General features: G+C 71.7%; 19 protein-coding genes and 1 other annotated feature. Of the genes, 6 read left to right on the top strand and 13 right to left on the bottom strand.

The window, feature by feature from the left end:
- The 5 genes from BLR02_RS13990 to BLR02_RS13970 all read right to left on the bottom strand — a co-directional run bounded on the left by BLR02_RS13990 (position 1) and on the right by BLR02_RS13970 (position 5,841).
- Entirely contained in the window at positions 1–1,167 is a 1,167-nt protein-coding gene (locus BLR02_RS13990) for an efflux RND transporter periplasmic adaptor subunit (protein WP_245704779.1), read from the bottom strand.
- Positions 1,168–1,498: 331 nt separating this feature from the next.
- Positions 1,499–2,329, bottom strand: coding sequence for a universal stress protein (locus BLR02_RS13985; RefSeq protein ID WP_090663642.1), 831 nt, complete (start codon positions 2,327–2,329; stop codon positions 1,499–1,501).
- A gap of 9 nt (positions 2,330–2,338) precedes the next feature.
- Positions 2,339–3,520: an MFS transporter gene (locus BLR02_RS13980; RefSeq protein WP_090663641.1), complete on the bottom strand. Its 1,182-nt coding sequence runs from the start codon at positions 3,518–3,520 to the stop codon at positions 2,339–2,341.
- Between the two features lie 24 nt (positions 3,521–3,544).
- Complete coding sequence (locus BLR02_RS13975; protein ID WP_090663640.1) at positions 3,545–4,939, bottom strand: FAD-binding oxidoreductase; 1,395 nt, start codon at positions 4,937–4,939, stop codon at positions 3,545–3,547.
- Positions 4,936–5,841: a dimethylarginine dimethylaminohydrolase family protein gene (locus BLR02_RS13970; RefSeq protein WP_245704778.1), complete on the bottom strand. Its 906-nt coding sequence runs from the start codon at positions 5,839–5,841 to the stop codon at positions 4,936–4,938. The genes BLR02_RS13975 and BLR02_RS13970 overlap by 4 nt, the downstream gene beginning before the upstream one ends.
- A 247-nt stretch (positions 5,842–6,088) precedes the next feature.
- Here BLR02_RS13970 and BLR02_RS13965 point away from each other — a divergent pair, with 247 nt between their 5' ends.
- The 4 genes from BLR02_RS13965 to BLR02_RS13950 all read left to right on the top strand — a co-directional run bounded on the left by BLR02_RS13965 (position 6,089) and on the right by BLR02_RS13950 (position 10,259).
- A complete protein-coding gene (locus tag BLR02_RS13965; RefSeq protein ID WP_090560344.1) occupies positions 6,089–6,853 on the top strand; it encodes an HpcH/HpaI aldolase family protein in 765 nt (254 codons plus the stop codon).
- A complete protein-coding gene (locus tag BLR02_RS13960) occupies positions 6,854–7,792 on the top strand; it encodes an ABC transporter permease (protein WP_090663639.1) in 939 nt (312 codons plus the stop codon).
- Positions 7,789–8,610, top strand: a complete 822-nt coding sequence (locus BLR02_RS13955; protein WP_090663638.1) for an ABC transporter permease — start codon at positions 7,789–7,791, stop codon at positions 8,608–8,610. The genes BLR02_RS13960 and BLR02_RS13955 overlap by 4 nt, the downstream gene beginning before the upstream one ends.
- Before the next feature lie 52 nt (positions 8,611–8,662).
- Positions 8,663–8,718 (top strand) — a sequence feature (sul1 is cis-regulatory element that is thought to sense ions involved in sulfur or methionine metabolism; They are found in Alphaproteobacteria).
- Positions 8,719–8,780: 62 nt separating this feature from the next.
- A complete protein-coding gene (locus tag BLR02_RS13950; RefSeq protein ID WP_176849564.1) occupies positions 8,781–10,259 on the top strand; it encodes a SulP family inorganic anion transporter in 1,479 nt (492 codons plus the stop codon).
- On the opposite strand, the gene BLR02_RS13945 is transcribed toward BLR02_RS13950, so the two are convergent.
- The 5 genes from BLR02_RS13945 to phaR all read right to left on the bottom strand — a co-directional run bounded on the left by BLR02_RS13945 (position 10,183) and on the right by phaR (position 14,226).
- A complete protein-coding gene (locus BLR02_RS13945) occupies positions 10,183–11,262 on the bottom strand; it encodes an EamA family transporter (RefSeq protein WP_090663636.1) in 1,080 nt (359 codons plus the stop codon). The two genes, BLR02_RS13950 and BLR02_RS13945, sit on opposite strands and share 77 nt — an antisense overlap.
- 131 nt (positions 11,263–11,393) lie before the next feature.
- Positions 11,394–12,104, bottom strand: coding sequence for a ribonuclease activity regulator RraA (locus BLR02_RS13940; RefSeq protein ID WP_090663635.1), 711 nt, complete (start codon positions 12,102–12,104; stop codon positions 11,394–11,396).
- Positions 12,105–12,190: 86 nt separating this feature from the next.
- Positions 12,191–12,991 carry a LytR C-terminal domain-containing protein gene (locus BLR02_RS30870; RefSeq protein ID WP_143018132.1) on the bottom strand — a complete coding sequence of 267 codons (801 nt, stop codon included), beginning with the start codon at positions 12,989–12,991 and terminating at the stop codon, positions 12,191–12,193.
- A gap of 60 nt (positions 12,992–13,051) precedes the next feature.
- The gene (locus tag BLR02_RS13930; RefSeq protein WP_090560351.1) at positions 13,052–13,513 is read right to left on the bottom strand and encodes a helix-turn-helix domain-containing protein; all 462 of its coding nucleotides are present in this window, start codon (positions 13,511–13,513) and stop codon (positions 13,052–13,054) included.
- A gap of 110 nt (positions 13,514–13,623) precedes the next feature.
- The gene (gene phaR, locus BLR02_RS13925; RefSeq protein ID WP_090560352.1) at positions 13,624–14,226 is read right to left on the bottom strand and encodes a polyhydroxyalkanoate synthesis repressor PhaR; all 603 of its coding nucleotides are present in this window, start codon (positions 14,224–14,226) and stop codon (positions 13,624–13,626) included.
- 291 nt (positions 14,227–14,517) lie between these two features.
- Here phaR and BLR02_RS13915 point away from each other — a divergent pair, with 291 nt between their 5' ends.
- Together BLR02_RS13915 and BLR02_RS13910 are read left to right on the top strand one after the other, a co-directional pair.
- Positions 14,518–15,768: an alpha/beta fold hydrolase gene (locus tag BLR02_RS13915; protein WP_245704776.1), complete on the top strand. Its 1,251-nt coding sequence runs from the start codon at positions 14,518–14,520 to the stop codon at positions 15,766–15,768.
- Between the two features lie 60 nt (positions 15,769–15,828).
- Positions 15,829–17,004 carry an acetyl-CoA C-acetyltransferase gene (locus tag BLR02_RS13910; RefSeq protein ID WP_090560355.1) on the top strand — a complete coding sequence of 392 codons (1,176 nt, stop codon included), beginning with the start codon at positions 15,829–15,831 and terminating at the stop codon, positions 17,002–17,004.
- 69 nt (positions 17,005–17,073) lie between these two features.
- Here the strand turns inward: BLR02_RS13910 and BLR02_RS13905 are convergent, their stop codons facing one another.
- The 3 genes from BLR02_RS13905 to BLR02_RS13895 all read right to left on the bottom strand — a co-directional run.
- Positions 17,074–18,159 (bottom strand): SMP-30/gluconolactonase/LRE family protein, encoded by a 1,086-nt coding sequence (locus tag BLR02_RS13905; RefSeq protein ID WP_090663631.1) that lies wholly within the window; start codon positions 18,157–18,159, stop codon positions 17,074–17,076.
- Positions 18,160–18,242: 83 nt separating this feature from the next.
- Positions 18,243–19,853 carry an ABC transporter substrate-binding protein gene (locus BLR02_RS13900; protein ID WP_090663630.1) on the bottom strand — a complete coding sequence of 537 codons (1,611 nt, stop codon included), beginning with the start codon at positions 19,851–19,853 and terminating at the stop codon, positions 18,243–18,245.
- Between the two features lie 192 nt (positions 19,854–20,045).
- On the bottom strand, positions 20,046–20,375 hold a 330-nt coding region (locus tag BLR02_RS13895; RefSeq protein ID WP_143018131.1), incomplete at its 5' end, for an IS5 family transposase.

Here is a 20,375-nt window from a genome sequence, read left to right as displayed (position 1 = left end):
TCAGCCCGGCCGGCTGCCGGAGGCGGCGCCACCTGGGGCGGGGCCCCCCGGTGGCGTGGCGCCCGCTGGTGGCGCGGCGGCCGGTGCGGCATTCACCTCCTGGCCCGGACGCACCCGCTGCAACCCCTCGCTGATCACCTGCTCGCCGCCTTCCAGCCCGTTCTCGACCACCACCTGGTCGCGGATCGTGCGGCCGAGGCGGACGGCGCGGCGCTGCGCCTTCTTCTCGGCATCGACCACGAGCACGTAATTGCCGCCCTGGTCCTGCAGCACCGCGGCACGGGGCAGGACGATGGCCTGCACCGGCTCGATCCCCTCGACCGCCACGGTGACGAACTGGCCGTCCACCAGCTCGCGGTCGCCGGGGCTGCCGGCCCGGGCGCCGGCGCGGAGCGGGTTCGGGATGAGGGCGCGGATCAGCAGGCTGTCCGTGCTGCGGTCCACCTGCGTATCGACGAACTCGATGCGGCCCGCCTGCGGATAGGGCCGCCCGTCGCTCAGCCGGACGCGGACGACGACGGCATTCACCCCGCCGCGGCCCTCGTAGCGCGCCTGCAGCTCGCCGGCGGCGCGGGAGCTGACGGTGAAGACCACGCGCATCGGATCCTGGCTGACGATGGTCGCCAGCGGATCGGTCAGGGTCGGGGTGACGACATTGCCCGGCGTCAGCGTGGCGCGGCCGATCTTGCCGTCGATGGGGGAGAGGATATCGGTGTAGCCGAGATTGATCTCGGCGACGCGTACCGCAGCCTGGGCGCCGAGCAGCGATGCGTTGGCCGTGCGCTCCTGTGCCTGGGCGTTGTCGAGGGCGACGCGGGTGCCGGCGCCGGTCGATTGCAGCTCCCGGGCGCGGGCCAGCGCCACCCGGGCATTCTCGAGCGTCGCCTGGGCGGAGGCGACATTGGCCCGGGCCTGCTCGAGCTGCGCCTCGAAGGGCGGCTTCTCGATGCGGAAGAGCACGTCGCCGGCCTTCACCTCCTGGCCTTCGGTGAAGGCGCGCTCCTGGAGGAAGCCGGTGACGCGGGCGCGGATCTCGACGCGGTTCACCGCCTCGATCCGGCCGGTGAACTCGGTGCTCTCGGTCACCGGCTGGCGGTTGGCCGGGACCACGCCGACGGCCGGCGGGCCCTGGGGCCCGAACTGGGCCTCGGCCGGTAAGGCGAGCATGGTGAGCAGGAGAGCTGCGGACAGTCGGCGCATCATGCAGGATATCCGGATCGGAACGGCTGGCGATACCAGGGCGTCCCCCCCGGGACCAGATGGCTTTCCCAAATAGCGGTCATTCGCCGCCATGCAAGCTTGGTATGATGTAACCGGCGTGAACCCGCCATCCGGCCGGGTCGCGGCCCTGATGCGCCATGTTCGTTGCCGCGACTGGCGACTCCGGGTGAGGCCCATCCCATCGGTGACCGATTGTGACGGCCTGCAACGCGATCCGGCATTATCACGGGGTTGCGAGATGCGGCCGGGAGGACCGCCTGGGGGGCTGCTCAGGCCTTCAGTGCTGGACGTAAATGGCGCAGGGCGCCTCCCGCAGCAGCCGGCGGGTGGTGGAGCCGAGCAGGAGGCTGCGCAGCCGGCCATTCTCGAAGGCGCCCATCACCAGCAGCCGGGCCCGGAGCGTCACCGCCTCGGCCAGCAGCAGCTCGGCCGGATGCCCGGCGGCGACGGCGGATTCCTCGACCGCGAGCCCGTGCCGGCGGAGGAAGCCGGCGCCCTCGGCGGCGAGCCGCGCGGCGCTCTCCGGCGCCGGGTCGGCCGCCAGGAGCTTGACCGGCGAGCCCTCGGCAAGGCCGAGCAGGGCGAAGGATTGCAGGGACCGCATGGCGGGGACGGAGCCGTCATAGCCGACCAGCACCGGCCCCTCAGCCGGGGCGCCGGCCGGGACCACCAGAAGCGGGCGGGCGCCGTCCTTCAGCAGCGTCGGGATGACGGGGGCGAGCCCGTCCTCCGTCTCCTCCAGGCCAAGGGTGCTGTCGCGGCCGAGCAGGATGAGGTCATGCGCGGCGCTGGCGCGGAGCAGGGCGGGGGCAGGGGCCTCCTCCAGCGTCACCGTCCGGACCGGCAGGGTGCCGGCGGCGGCGCGGAAGGCGGCAAGGGCAGCGGCGGCCTCGGCCTCCAGCCGGGCGGCGCGGGCGGCGTCGCGGTGCTCGGCGAAGGCGGCGCCGCCGATCGGCAGGGCCTCGTGCGCGCCGCTGGTATGCGGCCGGTCGAGGATCGCCGCCGCGGTCAGCGCCGCGCCGGTGCGGGCGGCGAGCGCCAGCGCCGCGTCGCGCGCCGCCAGGGCGCCGGGCGTGTCATCGAGGGCAAAGAGGAGGCTGCGGAGCATCGGGGGAGATTAGGCCCGCCGCCGCAGCAGCAGGAAGCCGGTCCCGGAGGCGATCAGCGCCACGGCGAGACTCGCCAGCGCGGCGCCGACGCCCCCCCGGCTGGCAGCCAGGCCCGAGATCGGCTGCAGCGCCGCCGCGCCAGCGAAGAAGGCGATGTTCAGCGCCGAGAGCGCCCGCCCCGCCCGCTCGGGCGGCACGGCGGCGCGGGCCTGGCCGAAGGCGACGGGCTGGACCGAGACAAGGAGGCCGATGAGGACGAAGATCGCCGCATCCCAGCCCGGCGGCAGGCCGCGCCCGGCCAGCAGGGCGAGGATCAGCCCGGCGACGGCGAGATGGCTGCCCGCCAGCATCAGCGTCGGCCGGCCGAGCCGCCGCTCCACCCAGCCGCAGAACACCGGGGCCAGGGTCATCGCCAGGGCGCAGGCGGTGAGGATATGGCCGGCCTCGATCCGCGTGAGGCCCTTGGCCTCCATCAGCCAGGGCCCGCCCCAGAGACCGCGGAGCCCGATGATGGTGGCGAAGCTGGCGGCGCCGAAGACCATCAGCGGGCGGAGGGCGGGGGAGGCGGCGATGGCCAGCACCTCGCGCGCATCCTGCCACAGGGAGGTGCGGTCGCGGCGTGCCGGCGGCGGCTGGCGCACCACCAGCGCGACGGCCAGCAGGGCCAGCAGGGCGAAGCCCGCCATCGCCCAGTACCCGGCCCTCCAGCCCTGCCAATCCACCAGCCAGGCGAGCGGGCTGCCCGAGAGCAGCATCCCCGTATTGCCGAAGGTCAGGATGATCCCGGACCAGAGGCCGAAACGGGAGGGCGGCACGGCGCGGGCGGCATAGGTCATCGGCGCCATCAGCATCCCGGCGCAGCCGGCGCCGAGCACGGCCTGGGCCAGCAGCATCGTCCAGGCGCCGGGGGCCAGCGCCGCGAGCACGGCGCCGAGCCCGGCCACCGCCAGCAGGATCAGCGCCGTCCGCCGCGCCCCGAGCCGGTCGAGGCCGACGCCGACCGGCACCAGGGCCAGGGCGAAGGCAAGGGAGAAGGTGCCGGTGACGGCGGCCAGCCCCTCCGGCGAGAGGCCGAGCGACGCCTGCATCCGGTCGGCCGCCAGGGCGGGCAGCGTCCGAACGGCGTTGGAGAGCACATGGCCAAGGGCGAGCGCCAGGATCGGCACCGCCAGGCCGCCTTTTTGCGGCACGTTTCCTCCCGTGGACCGGTCTGGCTAGTTCCGGAACAGCTTGCCGGGGTTGAGGATGCCCTTGGGGTCGAAGCTCGCCTTGATGCCGCGCATCAGGTCGAGCGCCTCCGGCCCATGCTCCACCTCGAGGAATTCGCGCTTGCCGAGGCCGACGCCATGCTCGCCCGAGCAGGTGCCGCCCAGCGCCAGGCCGCGCGCCACGATCTTGCGGTCGATCTCCCAGGCCTTCTCATGGCCCTGCGGGTCGTTCGGGTCGAAGAGGATGACCTGGTGGAAATTGCCGTCGCCGACATGGCCGACGATGCAGGTGGTCGCCCCCGCGGCCTCGGCATCCTCCTTGGCGCCGAGGATGGCCTCGGCGAGCTTGCTGATGGGCACGCAGACATCGGTGGTGATGCCGCGCCAGCCGGGGATCAGCGCGACCGCCGCCCAGTAGGCATCGTGCCGGGCCTTCCAGAGGCGGTTGCGGGCCTCGGCATCGGTCGCCCAGGCGAAGCCCTCGCCGCCGAGCTCCGTGGCGATGGCCTCGACCGTCTCGGCCTGCTCGGTGACGGCGGCCGGGCTGCCGTGGAATTCGAGGAAGAGGGTCGGCGTCGGGCGGTAGCCCTCGAGCTTCGAGTACCGGATGCAGGCCTGCATCTGGTCCGCGTCCAGCAGCTCGATCCGGGCGACGGGGATGCCGGCCTGCATGGTGGCGATGGTGGTCTCGACCGCCGATTTCAGGTCCGGGAACTGGCAGACGGCGGCGGAGATCGCCTCCGGGATGCCATGCAGGCGGAGGCGCACCCTGGTGATGACGCCGAGCGTGCCCTCGGAGCCGATGAAGAGGCGCGTCAGGTCGTAGCCGTTGGAGGCCTTGCGGGCGCGGCCGCCGGTGTTGATGACGCGGCCATCGGCCAGCACCACCTCGAGGCCGAGGACGTTCTCGCGGATCGTGCCGTAGCGCACGGCGGCGGTGCCGCTGGCTCGCGTCGCGCACATGCCGCCGATGGTGCAGACGCTGCCGGGATCGACGGGGAAGAACATGCCCTGGTCGCGGAGATAGTCGTTGAGCTGCTGGCGGGTGACGCCCGGCTCGATCAGGCAGTCCATGTCCTCGGCATTGACCTCGAGGATGTTGGTCATGCGGCTGAGGTCGAGCGAGATGCCGCGCCGCACCGGGTTCACATGGCCCTCGAGGCTGGTGCCGGCGCCGAAGGCGACGACGGGCACGCCGTGCTGGTTGCAGAGCGCCAGGATGCGGCTGACCTCCTCCGTCGTCTCCACATAGGCGACGGCGTCGGGCAGGGTCGGCGGCGTCTGGTCCTCGCCGCGGCTGTGCTGCTCGCGGATCGCCTGGGCGGTGGAGAGGCGCTCGCCGATCAGGTCGCGGATGGCGGCGATGACGGCATCCACGGGGCGGGAGGCGATGGTGTTCATGGGGTTTCCTCTTCCCGATGCAGCGGGCAGGTCAGGCAATGCGGGCCGCCGCCGCCGGCGGTGAAGAGCGAGAGGGCGGGGTCGAGGACCGTGACGCCCTCGGCCCGGAGCGCGGCATTCAGCTCCCGGCTTTCGGCCGCGGATATCACGCGCCCCTCGCCGAGGGAAAGGATGTTGCAGCCGAGCTGCATCGCCGCCCGGTAGGGGACGGGCAGGCAGGCGATCCCCCGTTCCGTCAGCCAGGCGATGAAGTCATCGGGCAGCACGTCGAGGCAGGCCGCGGCTAGGCCGGGGGCGGCCAGGCAGAACAGCACGTCGAGATGCAGGAAATGCTCGTCGAAGGGCTGGACGCGCACCTCCCAGCCCTCGGCGCGGAGCCAGCCTGCCAGCTGCTCCGCCCCGTCGAGGTCGGTGCGGCCGCCGCTGGCGCCGATCAGGGCGAGGCCGGGGCGGAGGATGTGGATGTCGCCGCCCTCCAGCGTGCCGGCGGAGGATTTGCGCCAGAAGCGGCCGCCATGCCAGTCGATCAGGGCGGCGTATTCGCCGCGGCGCTGCGGGCGCTCCAGCTGGCAGAGGACGGGGCCGCGATGCGTCACCACCACGCTGTCCCGCGTATAGGCCATGTAGGGCAGGTGCGGCTCGGGCGGCAGGTGGTGGACGGTGGCGCCCCCCTGCTCGAGCGCCGCGACCAGCTCGCGGTGCTGCGCCTGCAGCCCTTGCAGGTCGGGCTGGCCGCCGCCGGCGAGTGTCCGGCGGGCGATGCTGTTGGTCGGCAGCCAGCGGTAGTGGTCGGGGGCGCAGACCAGGACGTCGGTCAGGCGGCCGGTCTCGGAGGTGACGGTCCAGTCGGGCATGGCATCCAGGGTGCCGGGCGGGGCGGGCGGCGTCCAGCGATGGATCAAGCGCTTCAATTCGGCTCAAATCGCTTGAGAAAAGCAGCGCCAACCTATTGATATTGCACGGTCTCGCATCGGATTTTAAGGATTGAGGAGCGGCGGCGGGCCCGGCCGCGCCTCCGGCGGTGGCGGCCCATATCCTAGCCGGGTGCGGTGCGAAAACGCAACGGTAGCCTGCCGCCGGGGCCGCGTTGACGGCCCTCCGCCCGGCGCCTAGCGTCGCAATCCCGAATGGAATCCCGAGGGGGAAGCGATGCCCAACAAGGTCAAGGCAGCATGGAAGGCCGGTAAGGCCGTCGTGAATGGGTGGCTCGCCATTCCGAACGCCTTCAGCGCCGAGATGTACAGCCAGGCCGGCTGGGACAGCGTGACGGTCGACATGCAGCACGGCGTGCAGGACTACCTCTCCTGCGTCGCCTGCTTCCAGGGCATCCAGCCCTCCGGCGCCACGCCGATGGTGCGCGTGCCCTGGAACGAGCCCGGGATCATCGGCAAGGTGCTGGATGCCGGCGCCTATGGCGTGATCTGCCCGATGGTCAACACCAAGGCCGAGGCCGAGGCGCTGGTGCAGTATTCGAAGTACCCGCCCCGGGGCACCCGCAGCAACGGGCCGATCCGCGCCGGCGTCTATGGCGAGGCGGGCGGCTACCAGAAGACCGCGAATGACGAGATCCTCGTCATCCCGATGATCGAGACCCAGACGGCGCTCGACAACCTCGACGCCATCCTCGACGTGCCGGGGATCGACGCGATCTATGTCGGCCCCTCCGATCTCGGCCTGTCGATGGGCATGATCCCCATCCTCGACCGCGAGGAGCCGGAGATCCTCAAGATCTACGAGCGCCTGATCAAGGAGACCTCGAAGCGCGGCATCGCGGCGGGGCTGCATAATTCCTCGCCGAAATACGCGAAGAAGATGATCGACATGGGCTTCAAGCTGGTGACCGTCGGCGGCAACGATGTCGGGCTGATGGTCAATGCGGCGAAGGCCGCGATCAAGGAAGCGCGCGGCGGCTGAATGCCGGGCCTCCTCGCCGGCCGGCTGGTGCAGATCGGGGTGGTGCTCGCCCTGCTTTCGGTACTGACCTGGCTGGCGATGGGGCTGATGCCGGGCGACCCGGTCGAGCTGGCGCTGAGCGCCGATCCGCGGCTGACCGCCGAGGATGCGGCGCGGCTCCGGGCGCTGCACGGGCTCGACCAGCCCTTGTGGGGGCGCTACCTCGCCTGGGCGGCGGCGGTGCTGCGGGGGGAGTTCGGCTTCTCCCGCCTCTATGCCGTGCCGGTGACGGAGGTGCTCTGGCCGGCGCTGCGCTCCACCCTGGTGCTGCTCGGCTGGTCGCTGCTGCTCTCGGCGGGGCTCGGGATCGGGCTCGGCGTGCTGGGGGCGGTGCGTCGCGGCGCCGGGGTGCTGGCGGATGGCGTGGCGCTGCTGGCGCAATCCCTGCCGGGCTTCTGGCTCGGCATCCTGCTCATCATCCTCTTCGCGGTGGAGCTCGGCTGGCTGCCGGCGGGCGGCATGGCGGAGGGCTGGGGTCTCGCTGAGGGAGCGCGCTTCCTGGCGCTGCCGGTGGCGACGCTCGCCTTCGTCAACATCGCCGCCTATGCGCGGCACAGCCTCTCGGCCATGCGGGAGGAGATGGCGCAGCCCTATATCCGCACCGCGCGCATGAAGGGCCTGCCGGAGCGGCAGGTGATCTGGGGCCATGCCTTCCCCAATGCCGCCATCCCGGTGGTGACGGTCGCGGCGCTGGATGCCGGCAGCCTCGTCTCCGGCGCGCTGGTGACGGAGACGATCTTCGCCCGGCCCGGCATGGGCAAGCTGATCTATGACAGCATCATGGGCAACGACTACAACCTGGCGCTGCTCGCCCTGCTGCTGGCGGCGCTGGTGACGATGCTGGCGACGCTGGCGGCCGATATCGTGCAGCGGATCATCGACCCGCGGCTGGCCGCTTGATCCGGCTGATCCTGGGCCTGCTGCTGCTGGGGATGCTCGGGCTCGGCGCGCTGGCGGCGCCCTGGGCGCAGGGCTGGATGGGGGTCGATCCCTTCGCCCCCGACCTGATGGCGCGCTATGGCGAGGCCTCCGCCGCCCATCCCCTCGGCACTGACGAGCTGGGGCGGGACCTGCTGCTGCGGCTGCTGCATGGCGCGCGGGTCTCGCTCAGCGTCGGGCTGGCGGTGGCGGTCGGGGCGACCGGGCTCGGCACGGCGATCGGGCTGCTGGCGGCCTGGCGGGGCGGCTGGGTGGATGCGGTGCTGATGCGCGTCGCGGACGGCCTGCTCGCCCTGCCGGCCCTGCCGCTGCTGGTGGTGCTGGCGGCGGTGGATACCGGGCGCTTCGGCCTGCCCCGGGGCGAGGCGGCCTCCGACATCCTGCGGATCGTCCTCATCCTCGTCGCCTTCGGCTGGGTGGGCACGGCGCGGCTGGCCCGGGCGGCGGCGCTGACGCAGCTTTCGCTCGACTACGTGGCGGCGGCGCGGGTCTCGGGCGCGGGAGAGGGGCGGGTGCTGCTACGGCATGTGCTGCCGAACATCGCGGGGCCGATCGGCGTCGCCGCGGCGCTGGCCGTCGCCGGGGCGATCCTGGCCGAGAGCACGCTGAGCTTCCTGGGCCTCGGCATCCAGCCGCCGGCGCCGAGCTGGGGCAACATGCTCTCCAACGCGCAGGAGATGGTGTTCTCGGCGCCGCTGCAGGCGGTCTGGCCGGGCCTCTGCATCCTGCTCGCGGTCGCGGGCTGCACGCTGGTGGCGGACGGGTTGCGGCGCCGCTGAGGCCGGGCGCTGTTGCACCGCAGCGAGGCGCGGTTTACGCTTGGGTCATTCGCTCGGACCCGGTGCAAACCCGGGTGGCTCTTCCGGCCGCCGATCCGCCGGACAACGCATCGATCCGGTGAGCCCGGCCGCGCAGGACGCGGTGCGCTCGCCCTGTGCGGATGATATTCATGACAATACATTCTCGTTGGTGGCGCGACTGGTTCGGCAACCCGCGCGGCGACATCCTCTCGGGTATCGTCGTCGCCCTGGCGCTGATCCCGGAGGCGATCGGCTTCTCGGTCATCGCCGGGGTCGATCCGAAGGTCGGGCTCTATGCCTCGGTGGTGATCGCCTGCGTCATCGCCTTCACCGGCGGCCGGCCGGCCATGATCTCGGCGGCGACGGCGGCAACGGCGGTGGTGATGACGGATCTCGTCCGCGACCATGGCCTGCAATACCTGCTGGCCGCGACCATCCTGATGGGCGTCTTCCAGCTCATTGCCGCGGCGCTCCGGCTGGGGCGCCTGATGCGCTTCGTCTCGCGCTCGGTGATGACGGGCTTCGTCAATGCGCTGGCGATCCTGATCTTCCTGGCCCAGCTGCCGGAACTGACCGGCGTGCCGCCGGTGACCTATGGGCTGATCGCCCTCGGCCTCGCCATCATCTACCTCTTTCCCTACGTGACGCGGGCAGTGCCCGCGCCGCTGGTCGCCATCGCGGTGCTGACGGCGCTGACGGCCTGGCTCGGCCTCGACGTGCGGACGGTCGCCGATCTCGGACAGCTGCCCTCGGCGCTGCCGGAATTCATCCTGCCGGACGTGCCGCTGAGCTTCGAGACGCTGCGGATCATCGCCCCCTACTCGCTGACGCTGGCGGCGGTCGGGCTGCTGGAGTCGCTGCTGACGGCGCAGATCGTCGACGACATGACCGACACGCCGAGCGACAAGAACCGCGAATGCGCCGGGCAGGGGCTGGCGAACATGGCCTCGGCCTTCTTCGGCGGGATGGGCGGCTGCGCCATGATCGGCCAGTCGGTCATCAATGTGAGCTCGGGCGCGCGGGGGCGGCTCTCGGCCCTCGTCGCCGGCCTGTTCCTGCTGGCGCTGCTGGTGCTGCTGCAGGACCTGCTCGCCATCGTCCCGGTCGCGGCGCTGACGGCGGTGATGATCATGGTCTCGATCAACACCTTCTCCTGGGGCTCCATCGCCCGGCTGCGGAGCAACCCGCTGCCCTCCTCCGTGGTCATGCTGGCGACGGTGGTGACGGTGGTGGCGACGGCCGACCTGGCGAAGGGCGTGCTGGTCGGGGTGCTGCTCTCGGGCGTGTTCTTCGCCGGCAAGGTCTCGCGCCTCAGCCGGGTGACGAGCGCGCTCTCGGCCGATGGGCGGGTGCGGACCTACCGCGTGGAGGGGCAGGTCTTCTTCGCCTCGGCCGGCGGCTTCGCCGAGGCGATCGACGTGACGGAGCCGGTGGAGCGCATCGTCATCGATGTCGGCGCCGCCCATTTCTGGGACATCTCGGCGGTCGGCGCGCTGGACCGCGTGGTGATGAAGGTGCGGCGCCAGGGCAAGGCGGTCGAGGTCACGGGACTCAACGCGGCGAGCGAGACCATGGTGGAGCGTTTCGGGGCGCATCGGCAGGACGGGGCGGCGCCGGCCGCGCATTGAGCGCGGCGCTCTCCGGCGGCGGCCAGGGCGTTACGATGAGGCGGCGATGGCCATGGCCCGAGGTCAGCGGGTGCTGCGCCGCGCCGGCTTCCTCCGACCGCGTGGAGACGATCAGGCAGACGCCGGCGACGACGATGGCCGTGGCCAGCATCGCCTGCGGGGTAAGGGGCTCGGCGAAGAGCAGCCAGCCGAGCCCCATCGCCACCACCGGGTTCACATAGGAGAAGGTTGTCGCCACGGAGGGCGCCACGGTGGCGGCGAGGTAGCCATAGGCGGTGAAGCCGACCACGGCGGTGAGGGTGAGCCAGCCGAGGCCGAGCCAGGATTGCGTGGAGACGGCGTGCCAGTCGAGGCTGGTGACGTCGCCCATCAGGCCGGCCGCCACCACCAGGATGGCGCCGCCGCAGAGCAGCTCCATCCCGGCCGCGAGGCGCGGGTCCTCCGGCAGGCCGACGCGTGGTGCCAGCACCGCGCCGAGCGCCCAGGCGCATTGGCTGGCGACCAGCAGCGCGATGCCGAAGGGGTCGAGGTCGGCGCCGGGCCTGAGCAGCAGGCCGAGGCCGGCGACGCCGATCACCAGGCCGATCAGGGCGCGGCGGGCCGGGCGCTCGCGGAAGAGCAGGTAGCCGAGGCAGGCGGCGACGATCGGCAGCAGGGCGGACATCACGCCGGCGATGCCGGAGGGCACGGTCTTCTGTCCGAAGGTGCCGACCCCGGCGCCGAGGGCCAGGATCAGCAACCCGATCCCGCAGGCGGCGAGCCAGTGGCGGCGCGTCGGGCGCGGGGCGCCGGCGGCGAGCGCCCAGAGGAAGAGGATCACGCCGCCGGCCAACCCGCGGATGCCGACGAGCAGCAGCGGCGGCAGCGTGTCGAGCGCTGCCCGGGCACCGGCCGGGCCGGAGCCGAAGCTGGCATAGGTGGCGGCGAGGGCGAGGGGGATGCGCCAGTCCATGGCGCGCGGCAGCAGGCGGGCCAGGGAGGCCGGCAGGCTCGCGCCGCTCAAGGCGTGGAGGCTCGGGCGGAGCCCTGTCGGGGTGGAGTGTTGAACCTACAGGCCATGGACGCCTCCGGCAGTCACCGCAGGCAAGGGCGAACACGGGAGGCCCGGGAAAGTTCGGGCCGTGGGGGCTGGCTCTAGCGTCCCCGCTCCTTCCGCCAGGCGGCGAAGAGCTCGCGGTTCTTCGGGTCCGTCATCGGGTAGAGGCCGCGGATGGTGTGGCCGGCGGCGACGCGTTCCTGGACGAAATCCTCGCCCACCGTCTGCTCATGGGCCTCCTCGGCCACCTGGTCGGCGAGATGGGCGGGGATGCAGACCACGCCCTCGCCATCGCCCACCATGATGTCGCCGGGATAGACCGGCACCCCGCCGCAGGCGATCGGCAGGTTGAGGTCGACGGCGTGGTGGCGGATGAGGTTGGTCGGGGCGCTGGGAGCGGCGTGGTAGGCCGGCCAGGGCATCTCCGCCACTTCCGGCGTGTCGCGGAAGCCGCCATCGGTGACGGCGCCGGCGACGCCGCGCGTCATCAGCCGGGTGAGCAGGATGCCGCCGGCGCTGGCCGCCCTGGGATCACCGCGGCTGTCGATGACGAAGACGCTGCCGGGCGGGCAGTCCTCGACGCCCTTGCGCTGCGGGTGGTCGGGGTCGAGGAAGGCGTCGAGCGTGTCGAGATCCTCCCGCGCCGGGATGTAGCGGAGCGTATAGGCGGGGCCGACGAGGCGCGGCGCCCCCGGATTGATGAGCCGTGGGCCTTCGAGGAAGAGGTTGCGGAAGCCGTGCTTGAACAACACGGTGGTAAGCGTGGCGGTGCTCACCTCGGCGAGCTTGCGGCGGGTCTCGGGCTTCATCGGCTTCCCCGGGCGGTGACGTGGCCGGCCCAGTCTGGCGCGGCGGCCCGGCCGGTGTCGAGGAAGGGGGGCGGGGCCTCGCGCCGCTACCGGTCCGGCAGCCAGATCTCCAGGGTCTGCGGCGACGGGGTGGGTTCGAAATTGCGGAAATCCTGGATCGCCCAGCCGCGCCCGAGCCGGCCCGCGAGGCGCGCGGCGGCGGCGGCATCCTCGCCATGGAAGTAGCGGACGACGCGCTGGGAGGGCGTGGCGCCGACGCTGCGAACCTCGGCGATGTCGAAGCCGGCCTCCCGCAGCTGCGGGGCGAGCTCGGCGGCGGCGCTGGCGGCGGCGGCCGAGCCGGCCCGGAGATGGATGAAGACGCGGGCGCCGCCCGCCGGCAGGACCGGTGCCGCGACGCTTTCGGGCAGGCGCAGAGGGCGGGGCGGTGCGCCGAGCACCGGCGGCGGGGCGGCCGCTGCCTGGGCCGCCTCCCTCCGGCTGGCGGTGAGGTCGCGGCGCAGGCCGGCGAGTTCCGTCTCGAGGGCGACGCGCGCCTGGCGCAGGCCGTCGAGCCGCGCCTGCTCGGCCGCGACCTCGGCCTGCAGGGCGGCGCGCTGTGCGGCGAGCTCAGCCGGGCTCGGGCCGGAGGGGAGGGGCGGCGCCGCTGCCCGGCTCGGCATCGGCGGGGGTGTCTCGGGGGCGGGCGGGGCGGCCACCGGCGGGGGGGCCGGGGCCACCATGGCGCTCGGCCCCGGGACCGGAGCCGGGGAGGGCTCCGACCGGAGGCCGAGGCCGAGCACCACTCCGCCCGCCAGGCCGGCGAGGCCAAGCAGGAGGCCGGTGGGGCCCAACCAGGAGCGCTTCTGCGGTCGCAGCAGCGGCGGTGCGGGGGAACGCCTGGACACGGTCAGCCTGTTACCATGAGACGGGCCCGGCCCAATGGGACCGGGCCGGAGCAGCGAGCCTCAGTGCCGCTCCTCCGCCTCCACCACCAGCTCGCGGTCGGGGTGTGCCGCCATGCTCTGGGCGGCGAGGGCGCGGGCCATCTGGCTCAGCGCCTCCTGATGCTTCTCGTTGTCGATCAGCGCGAAGTTCCGGGCGAGCTCCAGGCACATGCGCTGGCGCGGGGAGATCTCGCTCGGCTCGTGCTCATCGTTCAGGCCTTCGAAGAACCAGGAGACGGCAACGTTCAAAACCTGGGCGATCTCGAAGAGACGACCAGCGGAGATGCGGTTGAGGCCGCGCTCGTATTTGTGAGCCTGCTGGTAGGTAACCCCGATCATGCGCGCGAGTTGTTGTTGCGAGAGGCCCATCATCACCCGCCTCTCGCGGATCCGGGCGCCGACGTGGCGATCCGCAGCATTCGCCCGTTGCCCAACCTTGGCAGCGGCGGGGCGCGGCGAACCGGTCTCGGTAGATGCTGGCATATTGTATCCCTTGGAGCCCGTGGTTGTCTCACCTTGGGCAATGCCGAGGGAGTGCCACCGTTCCACCGCTGCGCGTGACGAACGCGTGATGGAGCCAGGGCTACCGGGAATCACCCCCCGCGCGAGTTGTCCTTGCCGGCGCTCTGCAACTCAGCCAGCTGGCGGCGCAGCAATTCAACCTCCGCCTTCAGGGATTCAATGGTTTGCGGGGTCTCGGGCTGGCGGAAGGGGGCGAAGAGGCTCATGGCCCGCTCCATCATCGCCATGTTCTGCTTGCTGACCTCCTCGAGCGTCGGGAAGGGCATGAAACCCCCCATCGCCTGCTCCATGGAGCGCCGCATCTGCGTTTGCTGACGGGCGAAGCCGTTCATCGCCACGTCGAGATAGCGTGGCAGGACGGTCTGCAGACTGTCGCCATAGAAGCCGATCAGGTGACGGAGGAAGCCCTCGGGCAGCAGGTTGCGGCCCTTGGATTCCTCCTCGACGATGATCTGGGTAAGGACGGAACGGGTGATCTCATCGCCTGATTTTGCATCATAAACGACGAAATCGCGGCCCTGGCGGACCATTCCGGCCAAGTCTTCCAGGGTGACGTAGCTGGAGGATTCCGTGTTGTAGAGGCGGCGGTTGGCGTATTTCTTCACCACCACCGGTGGGGCCGGATTGGCAGGGGCCTCGGTCGCTGGTTCGGCGCGGACGGTACTTTCGGCCATGGCGTTTCCGATGCGGTTATTGCGTGACAGGCCACGGATCGTAGCACAGCGCAACGGCCCGCACGGAAGCGGGTTTTTGCGTTGCACACATTCGCGCGCGCGGTTGTGCCCGGATGAAGGAAGCAGGGATGGGCGGCATGGCGGAGGCGGGAGATACCGAACTCGACCGGCTGGCGGAGGAGTGGATCGCGCTTTGGCAGGACGAGATCGCCGCGCTGGCCGCGGATGGGGAGATGATGGCGGCCTGGCGGACGATGATGGGCCCCTGGGCCGGTGCACCTGGAGGAGCCCATGGGGCCGCCCCGCATGAGGCGGGGGCCGCGGCCGCTGCCGCTGCATCTGGGCCTGCTCGGCCTGCGCCGGTGGATGGCGATGGCGATGCTGCCGCTGATCTCCGCCGGCGCGTCGCCGAGCTCGAGGCCCGGCTCGCCCGGCTCGAAGCCGGAGGGGCAGGGACCGCGGAGGGTGCCGGCGGAGGCGATGCGCCTCGCCGGGCGCCTCGCCGCAGGCGGCCACCGGCCTGAGGATTTCGCCGCCGCGGTCTGGCGCGGGCTGAACCGGGCGGACGGGGCGCTGCTGGCCGGGATCCGCGCTTACCGGCGCCATCCCTGGCAGCGGGAGGAGGCGGCGCTGCCGGCGGTCTGGACGGAGGGCGGCAGCCGGCTGCTGGATTATGGCGGCGGCGGCCCGGTGGTGCTGGTCGTGCCCTCCCTCGTCAACCGGGCGCATATCCTCGACCTGCTGCCCGAGACCTCGATGCTGCGGCACCTGGCCGGGCAGGGGCTGCACCCCTTGCTGCTCGACTGGGGCGAGCCGGGGGAGGTGGAGCGTGGCTTCGACCTCACCGACTACATCGCCGGGCGGCTGGAGCGGGCGCTGGCGGCGGTCGGCGAGCCGGTGGTGCTGGTGGGCTACTGCATGGGCGGGCTGCTGGCACTCGGCGCGGCGCAGCGGCAGCCGGGGCGGGTGCGGGCGCTGGCGCTGCTGGCGACGCCCTGGGATTTCTGGGCCGAGGATGCCGACCGGGCCCGCCAGCTCGGCGCGCTGCTGCCGGGGCTGGAGCCGCTGCTGGCGGCGACCGGGGCCTTGCCGGTCGATACGCTGCAGGCGCTGTTCGCCGCGCTCGACCCCTTCTCCATCGCCGAGAAGTATCGCGGCTTCGCCCGGCTCGACCCCGGGAGCATGCGGGCCCGACGCTTCGTCGCGCTGGAGGACTGGCTGAATGACGGCATCGCGCTGGCGGCCCCGGTGGCGCGGGAGGTGCTGGCCGGCTGGTACGGCGCCAATACCCCGGCGCGGGGCGAATGGCGGGTGGCGGGCGAGGTGGTGGCGCCGGAGCGGCTGCGGGTGCCGGGTTTCCTCGCCATCCCCTCGCGGGACCGGATCGTGCCGCCCGCCTCCGCCATGGCGCTGGCGGGGCGGCTGCCGGGGGCCCTGGTGCATGGCGCGGCGGCCGGCCATATCGGCATGGTCGCGGGGCAAGGGGCCGAGGCGGCCCTGTGGCAACCGCTGCGGCGCTGGCTTTCGGGCCTCGGCTTGTAGCGGGAGGCGGCGCGGGTCCAGACTGCGCCGCATCGAGCAATAAGGGTGGGAGAGCCAGACATGACCGATATCGTCATCGCTTCCGCGGCGCGTACGCCGGTGGGGAGTTTCTCCGGGGCCTTCGCCAGCCTGTCGGCGCATGCGCTGGGCACGGTCGCGCTGAAGGCCGCGATGGAGCGCGCCGGGGTGCGGCCGGAGGAGGTGGACGAGGTCATCCTCGGCCAGATCCTGACCGCGGGCGCGGGGCAGAACCCGGCGCGGCAGGCGGCCGTCGCGGCCGGCATCCCGGTCGAGCGGACGGCCTTCGGCATCAACCAGCTCTGCGGCTCCGGCCTCCGGGCGGTGGCGCTGGCGGCGCAGCAGATCGCCACCGGCGATGCCAGCATCGTCGTGGCCGGCGGGCAGGAGAGCATGACCCAGGCGCCGCATGCGCAGCAGCTCCGCGCCGGGCAGAAGATGGGCGACCTGCAGCTGGTCGACACCATGATCAAGGACGGGCTGTGGGATGCCTTCCACGGCTACCACATGGGCACGACCGCCGAGAACGTCGCGCAGAAGTACCAGATCACCCGCGAGCAGCAGGACGAGTTCGCCGCCGCCAGCCAGCGCAAGGCGGGCGAGGCGATGAAGGCCGGGCGCTTCAAGGATGAGATCGCGGCGGTGACGGTGAAGACCCGCAAGGGCGAGGTCACCATCTCCGACGACGAGTATCCGAAGCCGGAGACCACGCTCGATGTGCTGCAGAAGCTGCGGCCGGCCTTCAGCAAGGACGGCACGGTGACGGCGGGCAATGCGAGCGGCATCAATGACGGCGCCGCGGCGCTGGTGGTGATGTCGGCCGAGGAGGCACGGAAGCGCGGCATCAAGCCGCTGGCGCGCATCGCCTCCTGGGCGACGGCGGGCGTCGATCCGTCGATCATGGGCACGGGGCCGATCCCGGCGAGCCGCAAGGCGCTGCAGAAGGCGGGCTGGGACATCACCACGCTCGACCTGATCGAGGCGAATGAGGCCTTCGCGGCGCAGGCCTGCGCGGTGAACAAGGATCTCGGCTGGGACACCTCGAAGGTGAACGTGAATGGCGGGGCGATCGCGCTCGGCCATCCGATCGGCGCCAGCGGCGCGCGGGTGCTGAACACGCTGCTCTTCGAGATGCGGCGGCGCGAGGCGAAGCGCGGCCTGGCGACGCTCTGCATCGGCGGCGGCATGGGCGTCGCGATGTGCCTGGAGCGCGTCTGAACTAATGGCGGGGCCTGGGGGGAAGCTTTCCCCCCGGCTGGGTGCAGGGGCAGAGCCCCTGCAATCCCTTCAGCAGAAATGCGCGCCGCGGGTCTCGACGGGGACCATGTAGAGCGACTGGCTCGCCGTCATATAGAGATGGTTCCTGCGCGTACCGCCGAAGCAGAGATTGGCGCAGATCTCCGGCAGCCTGATCTGGCCGATGCGCTGGCCGTCGGGCGCGAAGACATGGACGCCGTCATAGCCATCGCCGACCCAGCCGGCGCCGACCCAGACATTGCCCTGCTCGTCGCAGCGGAGGCCGTCGCCGAAGCCTGACTTGCCGTTCAATTCCATGTCGCAGAAGGTGCGCGGGTTGGTGAGGCGCGCGCCGTCCACGTCGAACATCCAGATGATGTTCTTCGCCTCGTCATAGTGGGACTTGCCGCTGTCGGCGACGTAGAGCCGGCGGTAGTCGGGCGAGAAGCATAGGCCGTTCGGCTTGAAGGGCTGGTCGGCCACCTTCGCCACCTGGCCGGTCTGCGCGTCGATGCGGTAGATCGCCTCCTTGATGAAGGGGCGGGGGCTGCTGGCCGCTTCCGGCACGCGCTGGCCCTCGTAGTTCATCAGCGCGCCATAGCCCGGGTCGGTGAACCAGATGGCGCCGTCCTGCGGATGCACCACGCCGTCATTCGGGGCGTTGAAGGCGCCGTCCGGGCCGCGGGCGGCCAGCACCGTGGTGCTGCCATCCGGCTCGTAGCGCAGCACGTCGCGGTGGAAGTGGCGGAAGGCGATCTGCCGCCCCTCGCGGTCGAAGGTGTTGCCGTTGGAGAAGCCCGAGGGGCTGCGGAAGCGGCGGTGGACGGACTGGTCCTCCTCCACCAGGCGCAGGCATTCGTCATTCGGGATGTCGGACCAGATGAGGAAGCGGCCGGTGGCGTGCCAGGCGGGCCCCTCGGCCCAACCATAGCCGGTGCCGAGGCGCCGGATGGTGGTGTTGCCGAGCTTCGCGGTGAAGCGCTTCGGGTCGATGGCGACGATATCGGCATCGGGGTAGCGGGCGGGGGCCGCGCCGCGGTCGTAGCCGCGCTGCGCCTGGGCCGGGATGGCGGCGCCGGCCGCGAGAGCGCCGGCGAGCGCGCCGAGCGAGCGGCGCCCGATGATGGGGTCTGCCATGCGTTTCCTTCCCTCGCCGCTTCGGGATGCGGCAAGGGAAGGCTGGCATGGCCGTTGGCGCTTCTGGCGTCGCGATGGCGTGGTTACGCCAGCGTGGTGAGGTCCTGGAACCAGTGCTGCGCCTGGGTGTAGCCGCGCACCCGGCTGGTCGCGGCATGCGGGTTGGTGTCGTGCACGACGAAGACGAGCAGCGCCTCGTCGACGGCCTTCTCATGGACCTTGGCCATCAGCCGGTCCACCTCCGCCGGGTCGAAGGTCTGCATCGCGGTGTCGATCAGCCGGTCCATCTCCGCGTCGCGGTAATGGCTCCAATTCACCCCGGTGGGCGCGATCTGCTTCGAGTGGAAGAAGCGGATGAGGGCGTAGAGCGGGTCGCTCGTCACATAGGCGACGTTGTTGGCGGTGACGTTCCGCGCCAACTCGCCGGCGGCGCCCTGGCGCCAGCAGGTGTAGAGCACCTCGAGCTCCACCGGCTCGAACTCGACCTCGATGCCGACCTCGCGCCAGCTCTGCTGGACGTACTCGTTCATCGGCATCGACAGCATCTGGCCGCTGCCGCCCGTGGCGACGAGGAAGCGCGTCTTCAGCGGGTTGCGGGTCGAGAAGCCGGCCTCGGCCAGCAGCCGCCGCGCCTCGGCCGGGTCGTGCCGGACCTTGAAGCCCGGGTTGCCGAACCAGGGCGAGGAGGGATCGACCACGCCGGCCGCGGGCTTCGCCAGGCCGTTCATCAGCGCCACCACCCCGTCGCGGTCGATGGCGAGATTGGCTGCCTTGCGCAGGCGGATGTCGCGCCAGGGCGAGTTCTCGAGCAGGCTCAGATGGTAGTTCCAGACATGCGGCGTGACGTTCTCGATGATCCGCGCGCCGGACTGCTTGAGGCGCGGGACGAGGTCGGGCGCCGGGGTCTCGATGAAATCGACCTGGTTGGTGAGCAGCGCATTGGTGCGCGTCACCGCATCCGGGGCGCAGACGAGGATGACGCGGTCGGCCTTCGGGATGCGCTTCGGGTCCCAGTAGGCGCTGTTGCGGACCAGCTCGGCGCTGGCGCGGGGGGTGAGCTTCGCCAGGCGGAAGGGGCCGGTGCCGGAGGGCTGATCGGCGAACCTCTCCCAGGAGCGGCCGAGCTTCTCGTATTGCGCGGGGGAGGAGATGAGGAACCAGAGCATCTGGTAGGGGAAGATGCTGTCGATCGCCTTGGTGGTGACCTCGACGGTCATGGCGTCGAGCTTCCGCCAGGAGGCCACGGAGGGGAGGCGGGGGCGGACCTGGGCGGCTTGGCGGTTGTCGAAATGCGGCGCCTGGGGGGTCAGCACCTTCTCGAAATTCCAGACCACCGCATCGGCGTCGAAGGCCGAGCCGTCGTGGAATTTCACGCCCTCGCGGAGCCGGAAGACCCATTTGGTGCGGTCGGCCGGGTCCGCCTCCCAGCTTGTCGCCAGGCCGGGGACGAGCTTCCCGGGGCGGTCGGCGACATCCATCTCCCAGGCGACGAGCGGGTCGTAGATCGTGTAGCCGGTGAACTGGTAGGCGCCGGCGCCGCGGTCGGGCTGGCCGGTAGTCTGGGGGATGTCGGCCATCGAGATGCCGTAGCGGATGACGCGCTCGCCTTGGGCGGCGGCGGGCGGGACTGCCCAATCGCTGGGCATCAGGGCAAGGCCGGATGCGCCGAGAAGGGCGCGGCGGGAGAGGGACATGCGGAAACCCCGGGCTGATCGTTGCCTCTGCCGAGCAAGCCCCGTGCCGAGGCGGGGCCGGTGTCCTGATTTCAAAAATCCTTCGGATCTTGCTCCCAGGCCACCGGCCTTTGGTTCAGTGGCCTGCTTGTCCGCGAAGCCCGTGGGTAAACCCACGAACTTCGCGGGCAGGACACTAGGTCGTGTGGACAGTTACCTGAGCCACAGGACGATGGCGGCGAGGGTGACGACGGCGCGGTAGTTGCGGGCGGTCTTCTCGAAGCGCGTGGCAACGCGCCGGAACTGCTTGAGCTTGCTGAAGCAGCACTCGATCAGGTGGCGTTGAGCGTAGAGATGCTGGTCGAGCGGGTATTTGCGGGCGCGGGACGGGTTGTTCGGAATGACTGCGACCGCGCCCTTGGCAGCGATCGCGTGGCGCAGGGGATCGGCATCGTAGGCCGCATCGGCCATGACGATCTCAGCGGGCAGGCCGTCGATCAAGGCGTAGGCCTGGGGGCAGTCGCCGCGCTGGCCGCCGGTGAG

The organism is Belnapia rosea (genome assembly GCF_900101615.1).
In the GTDB taxonomy this organism is placed as follows: domain Bacteria; phylum Pseudomonadota; class Alphaproteobacteria; order Acetobacterales; family Acetobacteraceae; genus Belnapia; species Belnapia rosea.
The sequence above is the reverse complement of the archived record's forward strand: the minus strand, read 5'-3'. Positions and strand labels throughout refer to the sequence as shown.